This window comes from Paenibacillus sp. M2 (genome assembly GCF_046713495.1).
GTDB classification, from domain to species: Bacteria; Bacillota; Bacilli; order Paenibacillales; family Paenibacillaceae; genus Paenibacillus; species Paenibacillus amylolyticus_B.
Genome location: NZ_CP169648.1, coordinates 6439562 through 6457109, shown reverse-complemented (window position 1 = coordinate 6457109; position 17548 = coordinate 6439562). Strand labels below are relative to the sequence as shown.

Sequence of the window (17548 nt, the reverse complement as noted above, 5' to 3'; positions counted from 1 at the left end):
TTTCAAAAGGAGGTTAACGACTTGCGTGTAGATCCGAATACTTTGGAACTGACTGAAAGAGTTGTAAATATTAATCGCGTAGCTAAAGTAGTAAAAGGCGGACGCCGTTTCAGCTTTAGCGCACTGGTTGTAGTCGGCGACGGCAACGGCTGGGTTGGAGCTGGTATCGGTAAAGCGGGCGAAGTACCTGATGCAATTCGCAAAGGTATTGAAGACGCTAAGAAAAACCTTGTACACGTTCCACTCGTAGGAACATCGATTCCTCACTTGGTAACAGGTAAGTTCGGCGCAGGACGCGTGCTGTTGAAACCAGCATCTGAAGGTACTGGTGTTATCGCTGGTGGTCCTGTACGTGCGGTTCTCGAACTTGCTGGTGTAGGTGACATTTTGACAAAATCTCTGGGTTCTTCGAATTCCATGAACATGGTCAATGCGACTTTGGAAGGTTTGTCCCGTTTGAAGCGTGCTGAAGACGTGGCTAAACTGCGCGGAAAATCCGTCGAAGAGCTTCTGGGTTAAGGAGGGAATTCTCATGGCTAAATTAGAAATTACCCTCGTCCGCAGCTTGATCGGACGTCCGGAGACGCAAAGAACAACTGTGAAAACATTGGGTTTGCGCAAAATCAATAGCAAAGTGGTACAAAACGATAATCCTGCCATCCGTGGTATGATTAACAAAGTAAGCCACTTGGTTGCTGTTAAAGAAGTAGAAGCTTAATAACGGGTTAATCCCACAAATCTTTAAGGAGGTGCAACGAACGATGAAGTTACATGAGCTTTCACCATCTCCTGGATCCCGCAAAGAACGCAAACGTGTTGGTCGCGGTCCAAGTAGTGGTACAGGTAAAACATCAGGTCGCGGTCACAAAGGACAAAATTCTCGTTCTGGCGGTGGAGTACGTCCAGGCTTCGAAGGTGGACAAAATCCATTGTATCGTCGCTTGCCAAAACGTGGTTTTGTAAACCCAACTCGCAAAGAATATGCAGTTGTGAATACTGAAGACCTGAACAGTTTTGCTGCGGGTACTGAAGTAACTCCAGAATTCTTGATGACGAACGGCGTAGTTAAAAACGCTAAATCCGGAATCAAAATCCTGGGTAACGGTGATGTCACTGTGAAGCTGACTGTTAAAGCTAACAAGTTTTCTCAATCTGCTATTGAGAAAATTGAAGCTGCCGGCGGTACAACTGAGGTGATTTAATGTTCAAGACCCTAAAGAATATCTGGCGGGTTGAAGATCTGCGCAAAAGGGTATTATTTACCCTTTTTGTACTGATCATTTACCGCATCGGCTCCTTTGTCCCCGTACCGGGAGTTAACAAAGATGTGTTCGAAGCGACAAATTCTGCGGGTAAAGAAGTTTTTGGACTTCTCAATACGTTCTCGGGTGGAGCGCTCTTCCAGTTCTCGATATTTGCGCTCGGGATCGTGCCTTACATCACTGCGTCTATCATAGTACAGTTGCTTTCCATGGACGTTATTCCTAAATTAGCGGAGTGGGCAAAGCAGGGTGAACAAGGTAAGAAGAAATCTGCACAGTTGACCCGTTATTTAACCATCGGGCTGGCATTGATTCAAGCGTTTGGTACGTCGATCGGATTCAACCGCTTGTACAATACAGAGATGGTGCCTAACGCTACATTTGCAGATTATATCTTGATTGCGATTGTACTTACGGCCGGTACTTCATTCCTGATGTGGCTTGGTGAGCAGATCACCGAGAAGGGCATAGGAAACGGGATTTCGATCTTGATCTTTGCGGGTATCCTATCTACGGTGCCTAACATTATCAAACAAACGATCGAATCTGACTTCATTCAACCTGACCAACTGTTTATGAATATTCTTAAAGGTGTTATCATCGCAATTGTTATTGTGTTGATCATCATAGGGGTCATTTACATTCAGCAGGCGATTCGGAAGATTCCGGTACAGTACGCTAAACGTGTCGTAGGTAACAAAATGTACGGTGGGCAGAATACACATATCCCGCTGAAAATTAATGCAGCAGGTGTTATCCCTGTCATCTTTGCTTCATCGCTGTTGATGTTCCCAACGATCATCGCCAACTTCTGGGCAGATCGCCTCTGGGCACAGTGGATCGGACAGAATCTGACTACACACAAACCTCTTGGTATGTTGCTGTATGTCGTGATGATTTTCGGTTTCACATTCTTCTATACTTTTGTACAGATGAATCCACAGCAGATGGCTGACAATATGAAAAAGAACGGCGGTTACATCCCAGGCATTCGCCCGGGTAAAGCAACCGAGAAATATCTGACCCGTGTCATGACTCGTTTGACAATGGCCGGAGCCATCTTCTTGGCAGTCATTTCCGTTCTGCCTGTATTCTTAGGGGCACTTTCTGGTTTGCCTCAATCTGCGCAAATTGGAGGAACATCCCTCCTGATCGTTATCGGTGTTGCGCTGGATACGATGAAGCAAATCGAAAGCCAATTGATCAAACGCCACTACAAAGGTTTTATCAATAAATAGGCAATAGGTACCGGTCGAGTGAAGATTTACTTGCCGGCACCTATTGTGCTGTTTGTTGATGTAGGGTAGTCTTGGAGGGAGTGACATAACGTGAACATCCTATTCATGGGCCCTCCGGGGGCAGGAAAAGGAACGCAAGCAGACGTCATCGTGAAAGAGTTCGGTATTCCCCATATTTCAACAGGCGATGCATTTCGTCTCGCGATCAAACAGGGAACTCCCATTGGCATGAAAGCCAAGGAATATATGGATCAAGGATTGCTTGTACCAGATGATGTAACCATTGGCATCGTTGAAGAACGTTTGCAGCAGCCTGACTGCAGAGAAGGTTTCCTCTTGGACGGATTTCCAAGAACCCTTTCCCAAGCAGAAGCGCTCGATGGCATTCTGGATCGATTGAACTCAGGTCTCGATCATGTAATCAACCTGAAAGTGGATCGCAACAAATTGCTCGCTCGTTTGACGGGGCGTCGAATTTGTAAAAACTGTGGTTCCACTTATCATGTGGTATTCAATCCGCCTAAGCAGGAAGGTATTTGTGATAAATGCGCTGGTGAGTTGTATCAACGCTCTGATGATAATGAAGAGAGTGTAGGTACACGACTGGACGAGTATATCAACAAAACAGCACCACTCCTCACGTTCTATGAGACTAAAGGTCTTCTTCGTCAAATGAACGGAGAACAGGATATCGATCAAGTTTCTCAAGAAATCGTGTCCTTACTGAGAGGTTAATTGATGATCATTGGTAAGTCCGAAACGGAACTGGGCTTGATGAGGGAAGCAGGGAGAATTGTTGCGGAAACGCATCGTCTCTTGGCAGAGCATATCGCTCCCGGTATTACGACTGGAGAACTTGACCATATGGCTGATCAATATATCCGCAGTCAAGGAGCTGTGCCGTCTTTCAAAGGTTATAACGGTTTCCCTGCCAGTGTGTGCGCTTCAGTCAATGAAGAGTTGGTACATGGATTTCCCGGCAAACGCAAGTTGAACGAGGGCGATATCGTTACGTTTGACATTGGCGCGCAGTACCAGGGGTATCATGGAGATTCCGCCTGGACTTATCCGGTCGGCCGTATTTCCGAAGAAGCCCGTCGTCTTCTGGACGTTACTGAGGCTTCGTTATACGCAGGTCTGGCGCTGGTAAAACCGGACGTTCGCTTGTTTACAATATCTCATGCGATTCAGAAATATATTGAAGATGAAGGGTTCTCCGTAGTTCGTGAATATGTCGGTCACGGCATAGGCGCAGATCTGCACGAAGAACCACAGATTCCGAACTATGGTCTTCCCGATCGGGGACCACGGCTTAAAGCGGGCATGGTGCTGGCCATAGAGCCGATGGTTAACGTAGGTAGACGGTATGTGAAAACGTTGGAAGATAACTGGACTGTCGTCACGGTTGATGGTAAGTTATGTGCACACTTTGAACACACCGTAGCAGTTACACCAGATGGTATGGAAATTTTCACGAAACTGAATGCGTAGGTGATGAGGCATGAACAGTCAGTCTAATCCGCAGCTCGGTCAACTTGTGAAGATCCGTAAAGGCCGCAATGCGGACCAAGCCGCAGTAATTGTTGCTATAGCGGACGGTAAGTTCGTATATATTGCGGATGGAGACAAACGTAAGTTTGATCAACCAAAGAAGAAGAATCTTCTTCATCTTGAGCTCCAGCCCATGATTAGCAGCGAGGTTGTGAACAGTTTAAACGAGAGTGGTCGGGTGACAAATGGAAAGCTCCGTTACGCGGTTCATTCATTTCTGGAATCCACCAACATTCAAGCTGAAGAGAAAGGAGACTGACTAATGGCTAAGGAAGATGTCATTGAAGTGGAAGGTACGGTTCTCGAACCGCTACCGAATGCAACATTCAAGGTTGAGCTTGAGAACGGTCATCAAATTCTCGCTCACGTTTCCGGAAAACTGCGGATGCACTTTATCCGTATCCTGACTGGAGACAAAGTAGTTGTTCAGTTGTCGCCTTATGATTTAACAAAAGGTCGCATAACTTACCGTAAATAGTAGTAGACAGTTGCAATGAACTGTGAAGCTTATGTAGCGGGTTTTGCCCGGCAAAACTTGCGAAAGCTTCGAAGCCGGTTTTACAATAGTAGAACAAGGTCAATGCTTACGAAGAGGGTTTTGCTTAGCAAAACTTTGAGGAGGTAATTCACATGAAGGTAAGACCTTCGGTCAAGCCGATTTGCGAAAAGTGCAAAGTCATTCGCCGCAAAGGGAATGTTATGGTTATCTGTGAAAATCCGAAACACAAACAAAAACAAGGTTAAAGAAGGGGGTGTAGCGTAAAATGGCACGTATATCTGGTGTGGATTTGCCACGTGATAAGCGCGTTGAGATCGCCTTGACTTATATTTTCGGAATCGGTAAAACGACTTCCCAGAAAATTCTGAGCACAACAGGCATCAATCCGGACACTCGTGTTCGTGATTTGACGGAAGATGAAGTCAGCAAATTGCGTGAAAGTATCGATAAAGAGGTCAAAGTAGAAGGTGACCTGCGTCGAGAAATCTCTTTGAATATTAAACGTTTGACGGAGATCGGTTGTTACCGTGGAGTTCGTCATCGTCGTGGTCTGCCTGTTCGTGGACAACGTACGAAAACGAATGCTCGTACTCGTAAAGGTCCTCGTCGTACAGTAGCGAACAAGAAGAAATAATAAGGGGGGATAAGAGAAAATGGCTAAACCGAAAAAAGTCGTACGTACTAAACGTCGTGACCGTAAGAATATTGAATCTGGCGTGGCACATATCCGTTCCACTTTCAATAACACTATCGTTACTATTACGGATCCTCACGGTAATGCAATTTCGTGGGCAAGCTCCGGCGGCCTCGGATTCAGAGGTTCCCGTAAATCGACTCCGTTTGCTGCACAAATGGCTGCTGAGACTGCTGCCAAAGCTGCAATGGAACATGGGATGAAAGCCGTTGAGGTTATGGTTAAAGGACCAGGCGCAGGCCGTGAAGCAGCGATCCGCTCTTTGCAAGCTGCTGGTCTTGAAGTTAACCTGATCAAAGACGTAACTCCAGTCCCGCATAACGGATGCCGTCCTCCAAAACGTCGTCGTGTCTAATGAGATTTGCCCCTGCGTGTGGTATATTTCCGGCACAATCTGCTAATAATGGTTGTTTAGGCATACTACTACATGTTTTCGCAAGAGAAGGTAAATGTTTCATAGAGGACCGACGTTTTGAAGGAGGGGTATTGCAGTGATTGAAATCGAAAAGCCGAAAATTGAGACGGTAGACGTCAACGATGATGGCACCTATGGGAAATTCGTAGTAGAACCGCTTGAGCGCGGATACGGTACGACGCTTGGAAACTCGCTTCGCCGAATCTTGCTCTCGTCACTGCCGGGTGCGGCAGTGTCTTCGGTTCAAATCGATGGCGTTCTGCATGAATTTGCTACAGTTCCTGGCGTAATGGAAGATGTAACGGAGGTTATTCTTAACCTGAAAGCTTTGTCGCTTAAGATTCATTCAGACGAGGAGAAAGTGCTCGAGATTGATGCTGAAGGCGAAGGAGCAATTACGGCTGGAGATATCCGTGCTGACTCCGATGTTGAAATCCTTAATCCGGATTTGCACATTGCTACGCTCGGACCAGGTTCGAGACTTCACATGCGTATTTTTGCCAATCGCGGTCGCGGCTACGTCCAGGCAGATCGGAATAAACGCGATGACCAGCCGATCGGCGTCATCCCAGTCGATTCCATCTTCACCCCGATCAGTCGCGTTAACTACGCTGTGGAAAATACGCGTGTCGGTCAAGTGACCAACTATGACAAGCTCACGTTGGAAGTTTGGACTGATGGAAGTATTCGTCCTGAAGAGGCTGTAAGCCTCGGCGCTAAAATTTTGACTGAGCATTTGATGCTCTTCGTGGGTCTTACAGACGAAGCGAAAGATGCAGAGATCATGGTCGAAAAAGAAGAAGACAAAAAAGAAAAAGTACTCGAAATGACGATCGAAGAGCTGGATCTCTCTGTTCGTTCCTACAACTGCCTCAAACGTGCTGGTATTAATACCGTGCAAGAGCTGACTACGAAAACGGAAGAAGACATGATGAAAGTCCGTAACCTCGGACGCAAGTCTTTGGAAGAAGTTCAAGAGAAGCTTGAGGAACTTGGTTTGGGACTCCGTACAGAAGAATAGACAGCCGAGTGCTTGAAGTGAAGGAGGGAAAACAATGGCATACCAAAAGTTGGGCCGTAATTCCAGCGCACGTAAAGCTTTGTTCCGTGACCTGGTAACCGACCTGTTCTTATACGAACGCATTCAGACAACTGAAGCGAAAGCAAAAGAGGTTCGCTCTATTGCTGAAAAACTGATCACTAAAGCGAAAAAGGGAGATCTTCATGCCCGTCGCCAAGTGGCAGCTTATGTTCGCCGCGAAACTATCGATGGTGAGCAAGATGCAATCCAAAAACTGTTTAGCGAATTGTCCGGTCGTTACGCTGAGCGTCCAGGTGGATACACTCGTATCCTGAAACTGGGACCTCGTCGTGGTGACGCAGCGCCAATGGTTTACTTGGAACTGGTAGACCGCGCGTAAAACAGATGAGATGAGGAAAGGGGACAGAATCAACGATTCTGGATTAACCCTTTTTTTCTCTTCATTTCGGAATTCGTGCTGTAATAGAAGCTCCGTAAGGGGCTTCTTTTGCTGTTCGGGATAGGGATATGTATAGTATGGAACAAAGGTGTGGTAATAATGCGGAACTTATGTATGACGTTAACTTATGATGGCACTGCCTATTTCGGCTTCCAAGTACAGCCGGGTGGGAATACCATTCAGGATCATCTTGAAGATGCGATTCGTGCTTTAACCGGTGAGAAGGTTAAAATTACAGGTTCAGGCCGAACAGATGCAGGTGTTCACGCCCGCAGACAAATCTTCAATTTTCCTACGGAGTCCCAGATCCCGATTGAACGTTGGTGTATTGCACTCAACTCCAGATTACCCTCCGATATTGTCGTTATTGATGCGATTGAAGTTTCGGCTGATTTTCATTCTCGCTATGCAGCGAAAAAGAAAACGTATCGTTATACAGTCAATGCGAATCAATTTCCGGATGTATTCAACAGAAGACTGCAATATCATCATCATGCGAAGCTTGATATTTTGGCAATGCAGGAGGGCTTACGACATTTCATAGGGACGTATGATTTCACCTCTTTTGCTTCACGCAAGTCTCAGAAAGAGAATCATGTCCGTTCGGTGTATGAAGCATGGATGGAAGTGGACCGATCAATGTGCAGAGACCATCCGCGCGATCAGGGTGTCATTCACATTTATGTGAGTGGTAACGGCTTCTTGCAGCATATGGTTCGTATCATTGTAGGGACACTGCTGGAGATCGGAGAGGGCAAACGGAAAGCCTCTGATGTACCAAATATGATTGCTGCATGTAATCGATCTGCTGCAGGACCTACTGCAGTTAGCTGCGGTTTAATGCTCTGGGATCTTGAATACAAAAAAGAATAAATTTGGTGAGTGAAAAGCTTAATTAACACTTGCGATTTAATCGCCTATCATGTAATATAAAAGTTGTGTTTTCTTAATGGCTTTCCCACAGCCCCAATTAAGAGGTTCACATCAAATTTACAATCCATCAACACCTAAAGTTATAACTTAACGAACGAAGATAAATGAAAATGATGATTTTGAACATTTTAAGGAGGAACTTTTCATGCGTACTACGTACATGGCGAAGCCTAACGAAGTTGAGCGCCAATGGCACATCATTGATGCTGAAGGCAAAACCCTCGGACGTTTGGCGAGCGAAGCAGCAGCTTTGATTCGCGGCAAACACAAGCCACAATTCACTCCACATGTGGACACTGGCGATTTCGTTGTTATCATCAATGCTGAGAAAATCGTATTGACTGGTAAGAAAATGCAAGGTAAAAAATACTACCGTCACTCAATGCACCCAGGTGGTTTGAAAGTAACTACAGCTGAAGAGATGGTTAAAAACAAACCTGAGCGTATGTTGGAATTGGCTGTTCGCGGTATGCTTCCTAAAACTCGCATGGGCGAGAAAATGAAGTTGAGACTTAAAGCGTACAGAGGCACTGAGCATCCACATGCAGCACAAAAACCAGAAGTTTACGAACTTCGCGGTTAATTAAAAGGAGGACAGTTTCATGGCACAAGTACAATACTATGGGACAGGTCGTCGTAAACATTCGGTAGCACGTGTTCGCCTTGTACCGGGTGAAGGACGCATTGTCATCAATAAACGTGATATTAATGAATACTTCGGTTTGGAAACACTCAAACTGATCGTAAAACAACCACTGAACTTGACAGAAACGCTCAACAACTATGACGTTCTTGTTATTGCTCATGGTGGCGGAATCTCCGGTCAAGCCGGTGCAATCCGTCATGGTATCTCCCGCGCTTTGCTCAAAGCAGATCCGGAATACCGTGCATCCCTGAAAAAAGCAGGATTCCTGACTCGTGATCCACGTATGAAAGAGCGTAAAAAATACGGTCTTAAAGCGGCTCGTCGCGCACCTCAGTTCTCCAAACGTTAATATTAAAAGCCTTTGGCCTCGGTCAAAGGCTTTTTTATATATTCATGACTATTACGCCATATATTATATTAGTTTGTGTGGTAGCTCTGATGTCTCTCCTCATGCTTGCTTATTTCCTTCAATGCCATTTCAATGTTCTCTTAATTTCCCTCAATACAGTCCTATAATATGTACGTTAATACATCTACATCATACTGAAACCCTCTGATCGTTTAGATCTTTGAATATGCTCATACCCATCGCTCACCACACATTCTATAACAGCTCCTATAAAATCATCGCTTCGAACTCACGCCGGATTTCTTGAATGTACTCGGCTTATTGTTTTTGCACTTTATTCTTTACTGTAAGTCTCATCAGTATTTCTTATGGAAACGATAAAAGTCCCTTACATATCAACCGCTAAAAGTCGCAATGCTGCTCCTCTTAAAACTTTAGCTTTTCTTCCTTCATCTTCAGTCGCCCAGTGATTTTTTGATGCTGTTCTTTGCGATAAGGACTGTCCAAACCCAGTAACAGCAAAGGTTTCCAAGGCTAAGAGATGTTTTTTTACCTGCCTAATGACCTGGGCTAACATCATTGTTTTTATCTCATTAACAGAGAAGTGGATAAATTGAACCAAAATATTGTGTAAAAGCGACGATCAAAAATGGGCAGAAAATGATTTATTTTACCATATGGCAGGCATTGACATCCGCAATGAAAGATTTATACTAAACATAATTCATATTAGTTTAGTCGGCTTTAAGGTATATTGAAATGCAGAATGGGGGAAATTCACAGATGAACTTGTTGGAGAAAGAAGACTTGGCACGGACGAAGGCAGAGGAACTGGAACACGCCAGTCCAGAGGATATTATTCGGTATGCTATTGAAACATTCCCAAATATCACTTTTGCATGCAGCTTTGGTGCAGAAGATGTTGTACTTGTAGATATGTTGCAGAAGATCAGCCCATCCACGGATATTTTTTATCTGGATACAGATTTTCACTTTAAAGAAACATACGAAACACGTGATAAGATGCAGGAGAACTACAATCTTGAATTTGTACGCGTGTCACCTAAGATTACTCCGGAAGAACAGGCAGCACAACACGGTGAAGAGTTGTGGAAGTCTGATCCCAATGGGTGCTGTAACATTCGCAAAGTCGAACCGTTAACACGTATTCTTTCTCAGTATGATGCATGGATTACAGGTATTCGTAGAGATCAAGCACCAACTCGTGCCAACTCGAAAAAGGTTGAATATGATTCTAAATTCGGTCTGATGAAGTTTAATCCAATTGCGCACTGGACGACGGAGGATGTATGGCAATATATTCGTGACAATAACGTTGTATATAACCCTCTTCATGATCAGAACTACCCAAGTATTGGTTGTGAGCATTGCACACGTCAAGTTATGCCTGGAGAGGACCCACGTGCCGGACGCTGGTCTGGTAATGATAAAACGGAATGTGGCCTTCATAAATAATAGATATACAAGGAGCTGACAAGATGACATCGATTCTGCCTCATGGAGGTACGTTGGTTCAGCGTATCGTACAAGGAGAAGAACGGGAGCAATTGTTGCAAGACAGTAAAAACTTATCTACTTTGCTTATTAATACCTGGACGATATCAGATTTGGATCTAATCGGTGTAGGTGCGTTCTCACCACTTGAAGGTTTCTTGAATGAGGAAGATTACCTTTCGGTGGTGTCTCGCATGCGTCTCGCGGATGGAACAGTCTGGAGTATACCAATCACACTTGCTGTTGACGATAAACAAGCCGCATCCCTCCAAATTGGTGAACGTGTGAAACTTGTTGGTGATCAAGATGGAGTCACTTATGGACTGCTCGAAGTCCAAAGTATATACCAGGTGGATCAGGGTGAAGAAGCCCGGCGTGTATTCAAAACAGATGATCCCGAGCACCCGGGTGTTAAAAAACTGTTGGAGCGTCCTGCAACATACGTAGGAGGTCCAATCCAAGTGTTGAACCGTCCAAAACCTGCGAAATTCGAAGAATTCTATTATGATCCTGCAGATACCCGGAAGATTTTTCAGGAGAAGGGTTGGAAGACGGTAGTTGGTTTTCAGACACGTAATCCGGTCCATCGGGCACATGAGTACATCCAGAAGAGCGCTATGGAGATTGTAGACGCGCTCTTCCTGAATCCGCTTGTTGGAGAGACGAAGTCGGACGATGTTCCTGCAGATGTTCGGATGAAGAGTTATCTGGTGTTACTGGAGAACTATTACCCGGCTGATCGTGCGTTTCTTGGTGTGTTCCCCGCAGCCATGCGGTATGCCGGTCCACGTGAAGCTATTTTTCATGCGATGGTTCGTAAAAATTATGGGTGTACCCACTTTATTGTTGGTCGTGACCATGCGGGTGTTGGTGATTATTATGGAACATATGAAGCACAGGAGATCTTTACTAACTTTACAGCAGAGGAACTGGGGATCACTCCGTTGTTCTTCGAACATAGTTTCTTCTGTACTAAATGTGGAAACATGGCATCCAGCAAAACTTGCCCACATGATAAAGAACATCATATGGCGCTTTCCGGCACCAAAGTACGCGGGTTGCTCCGTGACGGCCAGTGCCCTCCACCTGAATTTACACGTCCTGAAGTAGCTGAGGTGCTGATTGAAGGAATGGCGGAGCAAGTCCGGTCCTAGCGGTATATTTGTCCATCTTGTCCCATATAGATGATTAGAGTCATTTATAGGGACGAGGTGGTTTTTTTATGCGTAAAAATATGGGGAAACACTTTGTAGTCTGGGTTAGGCTAAAAACAATCAAAAGGGTCATGCTGAGTCTCTGTCTGCTGGCCATGTTAGTGGCGGTAATGTCCTATGAACTGCCGTCCGCTAAGACTTCAGGTTATTGGAGTTTGCCGATGGCGGGTAAAGTCATTGCCATTGATGCAGGACACGGAGGTCCAGATGGAGGAGCGGTAAGTAAACAGGGGGTTATTGAAAAAGATATCAACCTGTCTATCGCCCTGTATGTGAGAGATTATTTGCAACAGGCAGGGGCCTTAGTGGTGATGACACGAGAAATAGACACTGATTTGGCGGAATCGGACACCAAGGGGTACTCCAAACGCAAGACGGAAGATCTGAAACAAAGAGTACGGCGGATAGAGGATAAGCAAGCAGATCTCTTTATTAGCATTCACATGAACAGTGTCCCTTCCAACCGATGGAGTGGAGCTCAGGTTTTCTATACAGCTAACCATCCGGATAACGAAGGTTTGGCTAATCTGCTTCAACAAGAGATGGTTCGTAATCTGGAGAATACAGATCGAATCGCCAAAACGGTGAATACGGTTTATCTGTTACAGGCTCTGAAGATCCCTTCAGCGCTGGTAGAAGTGGGTTTCCTTTCTCATCCGGAAGAGGCACGTATGCTTGCCGACGAAGCTTATCAGCGCAAGGTAGCTGCTTCAATCTATAATGGAATTCTCAGATATTCCTCAGGAGAACGGCCTAAAAGTTAGTCAGAACAAGAAAGGTAATGATATAATTGGATCAGCATACCTAATTACATGCCAATAGATAAAGCTGAGGTGCTGTCTGATGTTATCAAAAGAACAGATACTTGAACTATTACAGCCATTACAAGAACCGCAATTGGGAGTAAGTCTGACCGAACTGGAATGGGTTCGAGATATTATGGTGAAAGAAAATCATGTGGCTCTGACCATAGTGACACTGGAAAATCGACCTGAGGATACAACAGCCTTGAGTGATGCAGCGCGTAATCTGTTGTCCCAGCACGGAATGAAGGATGTACATATTCGTGTACGTGCAGCTTCTGAGCATGATCGTGAGAGCCTGAATATGGGACAACCCGATAATGAGCCAGATCGGGACGAAGTGCTCGTAAAAGGTCACGCAGCGGGTCTGGATGGACATGAGCTGTTAAGTCCTGAATCAGGTGTTCGTTTTATTGCTGTGGCCAGTGGTAAAGGTGGCGTTGGTAAATCAACGGTAACCGTTAATCTCGCTGTAGCCTTGGCACGTCAAGGTAAAAAAGTAGGCTTAATTGATGCGGATATCTATGGCTTCAGTGTACCCGACATGATGGGGATTGAAGAATATCCGGTCGTTGAAGATGGTGTTATTCAACCAGTTGAACGTTTTGGCGTCAAAGTCATGTCGATGGGCTTCTTTATTCGGGAGAACAACCCGGTAATCTGGCGTGGACCCATGCTAGGTCGGATGCTGCGTCAATTCTTTACGGATGTCCAGTGGGGCGAATTGGATTATGTATTACTGGATTTGCCACCAGGTACGGGAGATGTTGCTTTGGATGTGCATCAGATGTTGCCACAGAGTAAGGAAATCATCGTTACCACGCCGCATGCAACGGCAGCTTTTGTCGCAGCCCGAGCGGGTGCGATGGCCATTCAGACCGATCATGAGTTGCTCGGTGTTGTTGAGAATATGGCTTATTATGAGTGTGGCAGTTGCGGAGAGAAAGATTATGTCTTTGGTCGTGGTGGCGGGGGGAGACTTGCGGAAAGTCTGCATACAAGCCTGCTTGCCCAGATTCCATTAGGCACGCCGGATAATCATCCTTCCGAGCCTGATTTCTCACCTTCGGTTTACAAAGCAGATTCCCGTATAGGGGCTATCTACGATGAAGTTGCCCGGTCCATTGAATCCAAATTCTAATGGTATGAGTGTTATAAATACAATAAAAGCCTGCGTCCATTTGGATGCAGGCTTTTCAGTATCTTTGGTGCGTATTAACACCTACTGTTTATGATCCGCCGCCCGAATCTCCACTGCTTCCACCATCTCCGCCATCACCACCACCACCACCTTCGCCCTGACCGTCTTGCTGTCCACCTTGCTCTTGCCCTTTTTGTCCGCCACTTTCTACTTTGGGTTGCAATTCGTCCTGCACTACCTTCTTGAGCAAAGTGAGTACTTCCATGCGGAACAACGGATTTTGCATCACTTCCTGCATGACAGTCATCGTCTGTTTGCGATAATCCGGAGTCTTCGTCAAATCCATGAACATCTTGGATACCTCAGGTGACTTCATGATGTCTTCAACAGACTTTTGATATGTGGGATCTTTAATCAATTGCATATGAAGTTGTTTACTTTGTGCGTTGATCGCTTTGGCAAATTCACCCGCAAACTGCGGATCAGTCATGATCTTTTCGAATTCCTTCTTATATTCGGGAGCTGTGATGGTATCTTTTACTGCAATACGTATTTGTTCCGAAGATTGCACAGGCATTAACATTTTCATACCAATGGATCCCGAAGCACCACCCGAACCGCCACCTTCTTCAGAACCGCTGCTTCCGCTGGATGAGCTTTGACCTGTAAGAGCTTCCTCCACCGCTTTCTTGCCTTCGTCACTTTTCAAAATATCTACAACCATTGTTTTCATCTCTTTATAACTGCCCTGAGGAGGCGAAGAACTCTGATCTGAACCGCAGCCGGCAAGCATGACGGATAGCCCCAGTACGACACAGCATAGCTGCCACAAAGGCCGTTTCATGTGTACAATCCCTCCTTGATTAGATACTGGATGTAGTATGTGATGGGAAAGGGGGAAATATGTTGAGCAATGATGGTTTTTTGCTGAGAAGGTTGGTAAAATAAACACTCGGGGGTGGAAAACTTTTGAATTTACGTAGATGGTTTTTCCTGTTTTGGACAGCCTTGCTTATTGGGGCCGCGGGAGCATTGGGTACAGGATTGATTATGATGCTGGTGAACGGGGAGAAAACAAATGGATTAAATGATTTTCTTCTGTATCTTTTGATCCTATTTGGATCAGGGGTTATGATCAGCGTGTATTCACAAATGGGTTTCTTTGCATATCTGATATTGAATTATATGGGTAAAGGTGTATTTCCAAAGCGCGGTTGGCAGATCGTGCAGATTGTACTGACGGTGTTAGCCCTGCTTGACGTGATGTTTTTACGTTTGTTTGTTGGGGGAGACCGGGAGCGTATATCGGATATTGTGTTGGGAATCATTATTTTGGCAGCTGCAATTGTTACCGCTTACGTTAAAGTAAAGCTGACTCATATCTCCGCGCTTGTACCTACACTCTTTTTCATGATTGCCGTCACCATAGTGGAGACGATCGGCGTATTACGTATTGATGTGAATGCGGCAACCATATTTATTGTGGTTCCCTTGCTCCTATGTAATGCATACCAAATGCTGATATTGCACAGGCTGGTGGATGTATCTACGAACCGGAATGTAAGTGGAAAGGCAGAACAGTTGAAAGAAAGCCGAGCATAGAATTCATTTTGTATAAAAAACATACCAAAAAGAGCTAACCTGGTTAGCTCTTTTCAACTTTTACACTCGTATTTGAGCTGTAGCCCAAGCAATCTACCAATTATTGACCGCTGGCTTGATCACGAACTTCCTTACCTTCCAAACTGGAATGGTTAAGCAACTCAGACACAGTTACGAATTCATAGCCCTGGTTTTTCAATTTGTCGATAATGACAGGGAGTGCTTCATGCGTTTGTTTGGAAGAATCGCTTGCATGCAGCAGTACGATGTCCCCTGGATGGGCCTTGCTTACCACGCGATCAACAATGGTCTGTACACCAGGGTTTTTCCAATCCAAGGAGTCGGTATCCCACTGCACAACCTGATAATTCAGACTATTGGCTACCTGAAGCACTCGCTTGTCAAAGTCCCCGTTGGGCAGACGTAGTAATTTCGGTTCTTTTCCCGTTAAATCGGTTAAAATGCTATGAGCTGTCGAAATTTCTTTGCGAATTTCTTCCTCAGTCAGGCTGCTGTAGTTCTCATGTCTATGACCATGGCTACCAATTTCATATCCTGCCTCTTTGATGGCAGTAACAATTTCGGGGTGTGTCTTGCTCCAGGGGGAGGAAAGGAAAAAGGTTGCCTTCTGCACTTTATTCTCCTGAAGAACTTTCAGAATCGGCTCTGTCCGTTTATCCCCCCAGCTAATGTCAAAGGTAAGTGCGATTACCTTCTTCTCGGTTGGAACGCTGTAGACGGCTGATGGTGCTTCCTCCGAGAATACGGAGACATTGCCTCTCTCCAGATAGATAATACCGATCGCAAAGATTGCAGCAACGAGGACAATCAGGTACCGTTTAATCTTTTTGCCGCTAAATACATAGAACGAGTTCATTTCAATAAGCGCCCCTCTCCCATAAGAAATGCTTGTTTACTCTCCAATGTATGCTCGTACTGCCCAGTTATTCGTAACGGAACCTTGTTTGTCCATCATTTTAGATTCTACAGGAGGTTATTATGTTAAAATTCAGTACATTTCTTAGAGATCTTGGTGCCATTCGCAGTGCATTAATCTGGTCCATAGTTTTGTTTGCCGCAGGAATAGGGGCGGGATGGGTGAGTACAGGGCCACTGGAAGAACTGTTATTGAACCAAATCGGAGGATTACGTGAAGTCAGTGAACGGCTGGAACAGGGGGGGAATGTGCAGTGGAACTTCTTCCTGTTTATCTTTTTCAATAATGCTATCAAAAGTGTACTTGTCATCTATGCCGGTATATTCTTCGGAATTCTGCCTGTCATCTTCCTGCTGATCAATGGGATGGTCCTTGGATTTGTTGTGCACACCACGATGAATTATGGAGCAAGCTTCTATGACATTGTGGTTAAAGGTTTACTTCCGCATGGCATTATTGAGATTCCGGTCATTATTATTGCTTGCGCCTTCGGACTGAAGTTTGGTGGTCTGGTTATCAAAAGCCTTGGGCAACTTGGAAGTGATAAGAGAAATACGATGGGTACCCGGTGGAGAGCATTCATGAATAGGACGTTAACGGCATCCTTCTGGGTTGTCATCTTGCTTCTTGTTGCAGCCATCATCGAAAGCACACTTACGTATACTCTGGTGGGAGGATAAAATTTTGTGCTGGTTGGCATTCATAAATTTTCAGAAAGTTGACCATAACAATAAAACGGGTTCCAGCAGCACTCACAAAAGCGAATGAACGGGGTGTTGCATGAAACTTGTGTAAGTGTGATAAAGAGGCTATGCACAAAAAGGAGAACTCTAATGCTGGGTATGTTGTTTAACGAGAAGGAATGCAAGGAACTAGACTATGTGCTGCGTAAAGAATTAGATGAAATGCTGTTCGATCTGAGTGATAATCGTCTTGACCAAGAGATCAAATATGCTATCGCGAGCCGATATAAGACTGTGTTCCGCATGTATGCACGCTTTGCCCCGCCCAAAGAGTTGTCCAAGTATGCAAGAGGCGGGAAGCTGAAAAAGTCGAAGCCATAATGCTGAAGCTGGTCATATATTCGATTTACAGTAGTGGAAGTGAGGTGCGGCTCTTCATAGCGGGTGCTGTACCTCTGAACCATGCGAATGTGAAATTGTTAAGGGGATCATACTTTTTGTCGAAAAAGGGTTGACCTTTCTAATTTCATATGGTAAATTAATTTTCGTTCCTTTTTTAGGAGCGGTTCACCGAAACGAGCATGA

The 17548-nt window shown here is 45.1% G+C and carries 26 protein-coding genes; 23 read left to right on the top strand and 3 right to left on the bottom strand.

Annotated elements, in window-relative coordinates; all coding sequences use genetic code 11:
• The first annotated feature begins 21 nt into the window (after positions 1-21).
• The 16 genes from rpsE (at position 22) to rpsI (ending at position 9068) form a co-directional block, all read left to right on the top strand.
• Positions 22-519, top strand: a complete 498-nt coding sequence (gene rpsE, locus ACETMN_RS29535) for a 30S ribosomal protein S5 (protein WP_017692091.1) — start codon at positions 22-24, stop codon at positions 517-519.
• Positions 520-532: 13 nt separating this feature from the next.
• Positions 533-718, top strand: coding sequence for a 50S ribosomal protein L30 (rpmD, locus tag ACETMN_RS29530; protein ID WP_017692092.1), 186 nt, complete (start codon positions 533-535; stop codon positions 716-718).
• Positions 719-761: 43 nt separating this feature from the next.
• Positions 762-1202: a 50S ribosomal protein L15 gene (gene rplO / locus ACETMN_RS29525; RefSeq protein ID WP_091020538.1), complete on the top strand. Its 441-nt coding sequence runs from the start codon at positions 762-764 to the stop codon at positions 1200-1202.
• Complete coding sequence (gene secY, locus ACETMN_RS29520; RefSeq protein ID WP_047841120.1) at positions 1202-2500, top strand: preprotein translocase subunit SecY; 1299 nt, start codon at positions 1202-1204, stop codon at positions 2498-2500. The genes rplO and secY overlap by 1 nt, the downstream gene beginning before the upstream one ends.
• Positions 2501-2590: 90 nt before the next feature.
• Positions 2591-3235 (top strand): adenylate kinase, encoded by a 645-nt coding sequence (locus ACETMN_RS29515; RefSeq protein WP_036607188.1) that lies wholly within the window; start codon positions 2591-2593, stop codon positions 3233-3235.
• A 3-nt stretch (positions 3236-3238) separates the two neighbouring features.
• Entirely contained in the window at positions 3239-3991 is a 753-nt protein-coding gene (map, locus tag ACETMN_RS29510) for a type I methionyl aminopeptidase (protein ID WP_036607191.1), read from the top strand.
• 10 nt (positions 3992-4001) lie between these two features.
• On the top strand, positions 4002-4310 hold the full coding sequence (locus ACETMN_RS29505) for a KOW domain-containing RNA-binding protein (protein WP_036607194.1): 309 nt from the start codon (positions 4002-4004) through the stop codon (positions 4308-4310).
• Between the two features lie 3 nt (positions 4311-4313).
• Positions 4314-4529 carry a translation initiation factor IF-1 gene (infA, locus tag ACETMN_RS29500; RefSeq protein ID WP_017692098.1) on the top strand — a complete coding sequence of 72 codons (216 nt, stop codon included), beginning with the start codon at positions 4314-4316 and terminating at the stop codon, positions 4527-4529.
• Between the two features lie 152 nt (positions 4530-4681).
• Positions 4682-4795: a 50S ribosomal protein L36 gene (gene rpmJ, locus ACETMN_RS29495; protein ID WP_003333770.1), complete on the top strand. Its 114-nt coding sequence runs from the start codon at positions 4682-4684 to the stop codon at positions 4793-4795.
• 20 nt (positions 4796-4815) lie between these two features.
• Entirely contained in the window at positions 4816-5184 is a 369-nt protein-coding gene (gene rpsM, locus ACETMN_RS29490; RefSeq protein WP_036607200.1) for a 30S ribosomal protein S13, read from the top strand.
• 19 nt (positions 5185-5203) lie between these two features.
• Complete coding sequence (rpsK, locus tag ACETMN_RS29485) at positions 5204-5599, top strand: 30S ribosomal protein S11 (protein WP_017692100.1); 396 nt, start codon at positions 5204-5206, stop codon at positions 5597-5599.
• A gap of 136 nt (positions 5600-5735) precedes the next feature.
• Positions 5736-6680: a DNA-directed RNA polymerase subunit alpha gene (locus ACETMN_RS29480; RefSeq protein WP_017692101.1), complete on the top strand. Its 945-nt coding sequence runs from the start codon at positions 5736-5738 to the stop codon at positions 6678-6680.
• A gap of 34 nt (positions 6681-6714) precedes the next feature.
• Positions 6715-7080: a 50S ribosomal protein L17 gene (rplQ, locus tag ACETMN_RS29475; protein ID WP_017692102.1), complete on the top strand. Its 366-nt coding sequence runs from the start codon at positions 6715-6717 to the stop codon at positions 7078-7080.
• 159 nt (positions 7081-7239) lie between these two features.
• A complete protein-coding gene (gene truA, locus ACETMN_RS29470) occupies positions 7240-8013 on the top strand; it encodes a tRNA pseudouridine(38-40) synthase TruA (RefSeq protein ID WP_091020540.1) in 774 nt (257 codons plus the stop codon).
• 205 nt (positions 8014-8218) lie between these two features.
• On the top strand, positions 8219-8656 hold the full coding sequence (rplM, locus tag ACETMN_RS29465; protein ID WP_024633564.1) for a 50S ribosomal protein L13: 438 nt from the start codon (positions 8219-8221) through the stop codon (positions 8654-8656).
• Positions 8657-8675: 19 nt separating this feature from the next.
• Complete coding sequence (gene rpsI / locus ACETMN_RS29460; protein WP_017692105.1) at positions 8676-9068, top strand: 30S ribosomal protein S9; 393 nt, start codon at positions 8676-8678, stop codon at positions 9066-9068.
• Positions 9069-9456: 388 nt separating this feature from the next.
• On the opposite strand, the gene ACETMN_RS29455 is transcribed toward rpsI, so the two are convergent.
• Positions 9457-9648 carry a hypothetical protein gene (locus ACETMN_RS29455; protein WP_091020542.1) on the bottom strand — a complete coding sequence of 64 codons (192 nt, stop codon included), beginning with the start codon at positions 9646-9648 and terminating at the stop codon, positions 9457-9459.
• A 203-nt stretch (positions 9649-9851) separates the two neighbouring features.
• On the opposite strand from ACETMN_RS29455, the gene ACETMN_RS29450 reads away from it, so the two are divergent.
• The 4 genes from ACETMN_RS29450 (at position 9852) to ACETMN_RS29435 (ending at position 13741) form a co-directional block, all read left to right on the top strand.
• Complete coding sequence (locus ACETMN_RS29450) at positions 9852-10544, top strand: phosphoadenylyl-sulfate reductase (RefSeq protein ID WP_047841119.1); 693 nt, start codon at positions 9852-9854, stop codon at positions 10542-10544.
• A 23-nt stretch (positions 10545-10567) separates the two neighbouring features.
• Positions 10568-11737: a sulfate adenylyltransferase gene (sat, locus tag ACETMN_RS29445; protein WP_091020544.1), complete on the top strand. Its 1170-nt coding sequence runs from the start codon at positions 10568-10570 to the stop codon at positions 11735-11737.
• A gap of 68 nt (positions 11738-11805) precedes the next feature.
• Positions 11806-12561 carry an N-acetylmuramoyl-L-alanine amidase CwlD gene (gene cwlD, locus ACETMN_RS29440; protein WP_091020545.1) on the top strand — a complete coding sequence of 252 codons (756 nt, stop codon included), beginning with the start codon at positions 11806-11808 and terminating at the stop codon, positions 12559-12561.
• Between the two features lie 79 nt (positions 12562-12640).
• On the top strand, positions 12641-13741 hold the full coding sequence (locus ACETMN_RS29435; RefSeq protein WP_091020547.1) for an Mrp/NBP35 family ATP-binding protein: 1101 nt from the start codon (positions 12641-12643) through the stop codon (positions 13739-13741).
• Between the two features lie 88 nt (positions 13742-13829).
• Here ACETMN_RS29435 and gerD read toward each other — a convergent pair whose 3' ends face one another.
• The gene (gerD, locus tag ACETMN_RS29430; RefSeq protein ID WP_091020549.1) at positions 13830-14585 is read right to left on the bottom strand and encodes a spore germination lipoprotein GerD; all 756 of its coding nucleotides are present in this window, start codon (positions 14583-14585) and stop codon (positions 13830-13832) included.
• A 125-nt stretch (positions 14586-14710) separates the two neighbouring features.
• Here gerD and ACETMN_RS29425 point away from each other — a divergent pair, with 125 nt between their 5' ends.
• The gene (locus ACETMN_RS29425) at positions 14711-15343 is read left to right on the top strand and encodes a KinB-signaling pathway activation protein (RefSeq protein WP_091020551.1); all 633 of its coding nucleotides are present in this window, start codon (positions 14711-14713) and stop codon (positions 15341-15343) included.
• A 100-nt stretch (positions 15344-15443) separates the two neighbouring features.
• Here the strand turns inward: ACETMN_RS29425 and pdaB are convergent, their stop codons facing one another.
• Complete coding sequence (pdaB, locus tag ACETMN_RS29420) at positions 15444-16220, bottom strand: polysaccharide deacetylase family sporulation protein PdaB (RefSeq protein WP_091020553.1); 777 nt, start codon at positions 16218-16220, stop codon at positions 15444-15446.
• Positions 16221-16342: 122 nt separating this feature from the next.
• Between pdaB and ACETMN_RS29415 the strand changes: the two genes are divergently transcribed.
• A complete protein-coding gene (locus ACETMN_RS29415) occupies positions 16343-16960 on the top strand; it encodes a stage II sporulation protein M (protein ID WP_091020555.1) in 618 nt (205 codons plus the stop codon).
• A 153-nt stretch (positions 16961-17113) separates the two neighbouring features.
• Positions 17114-17344, top strand: a complete 231-nt coding sequence (locus ACETMN_RS29410) for a hypothetical protein (RefSeq protein ID WP_017692114.1) — start codon at positions 17114-17116, stop codon at positions 17342-17344.
• Positions 17345-17548 lie beyond the last annotated feature (204 nt).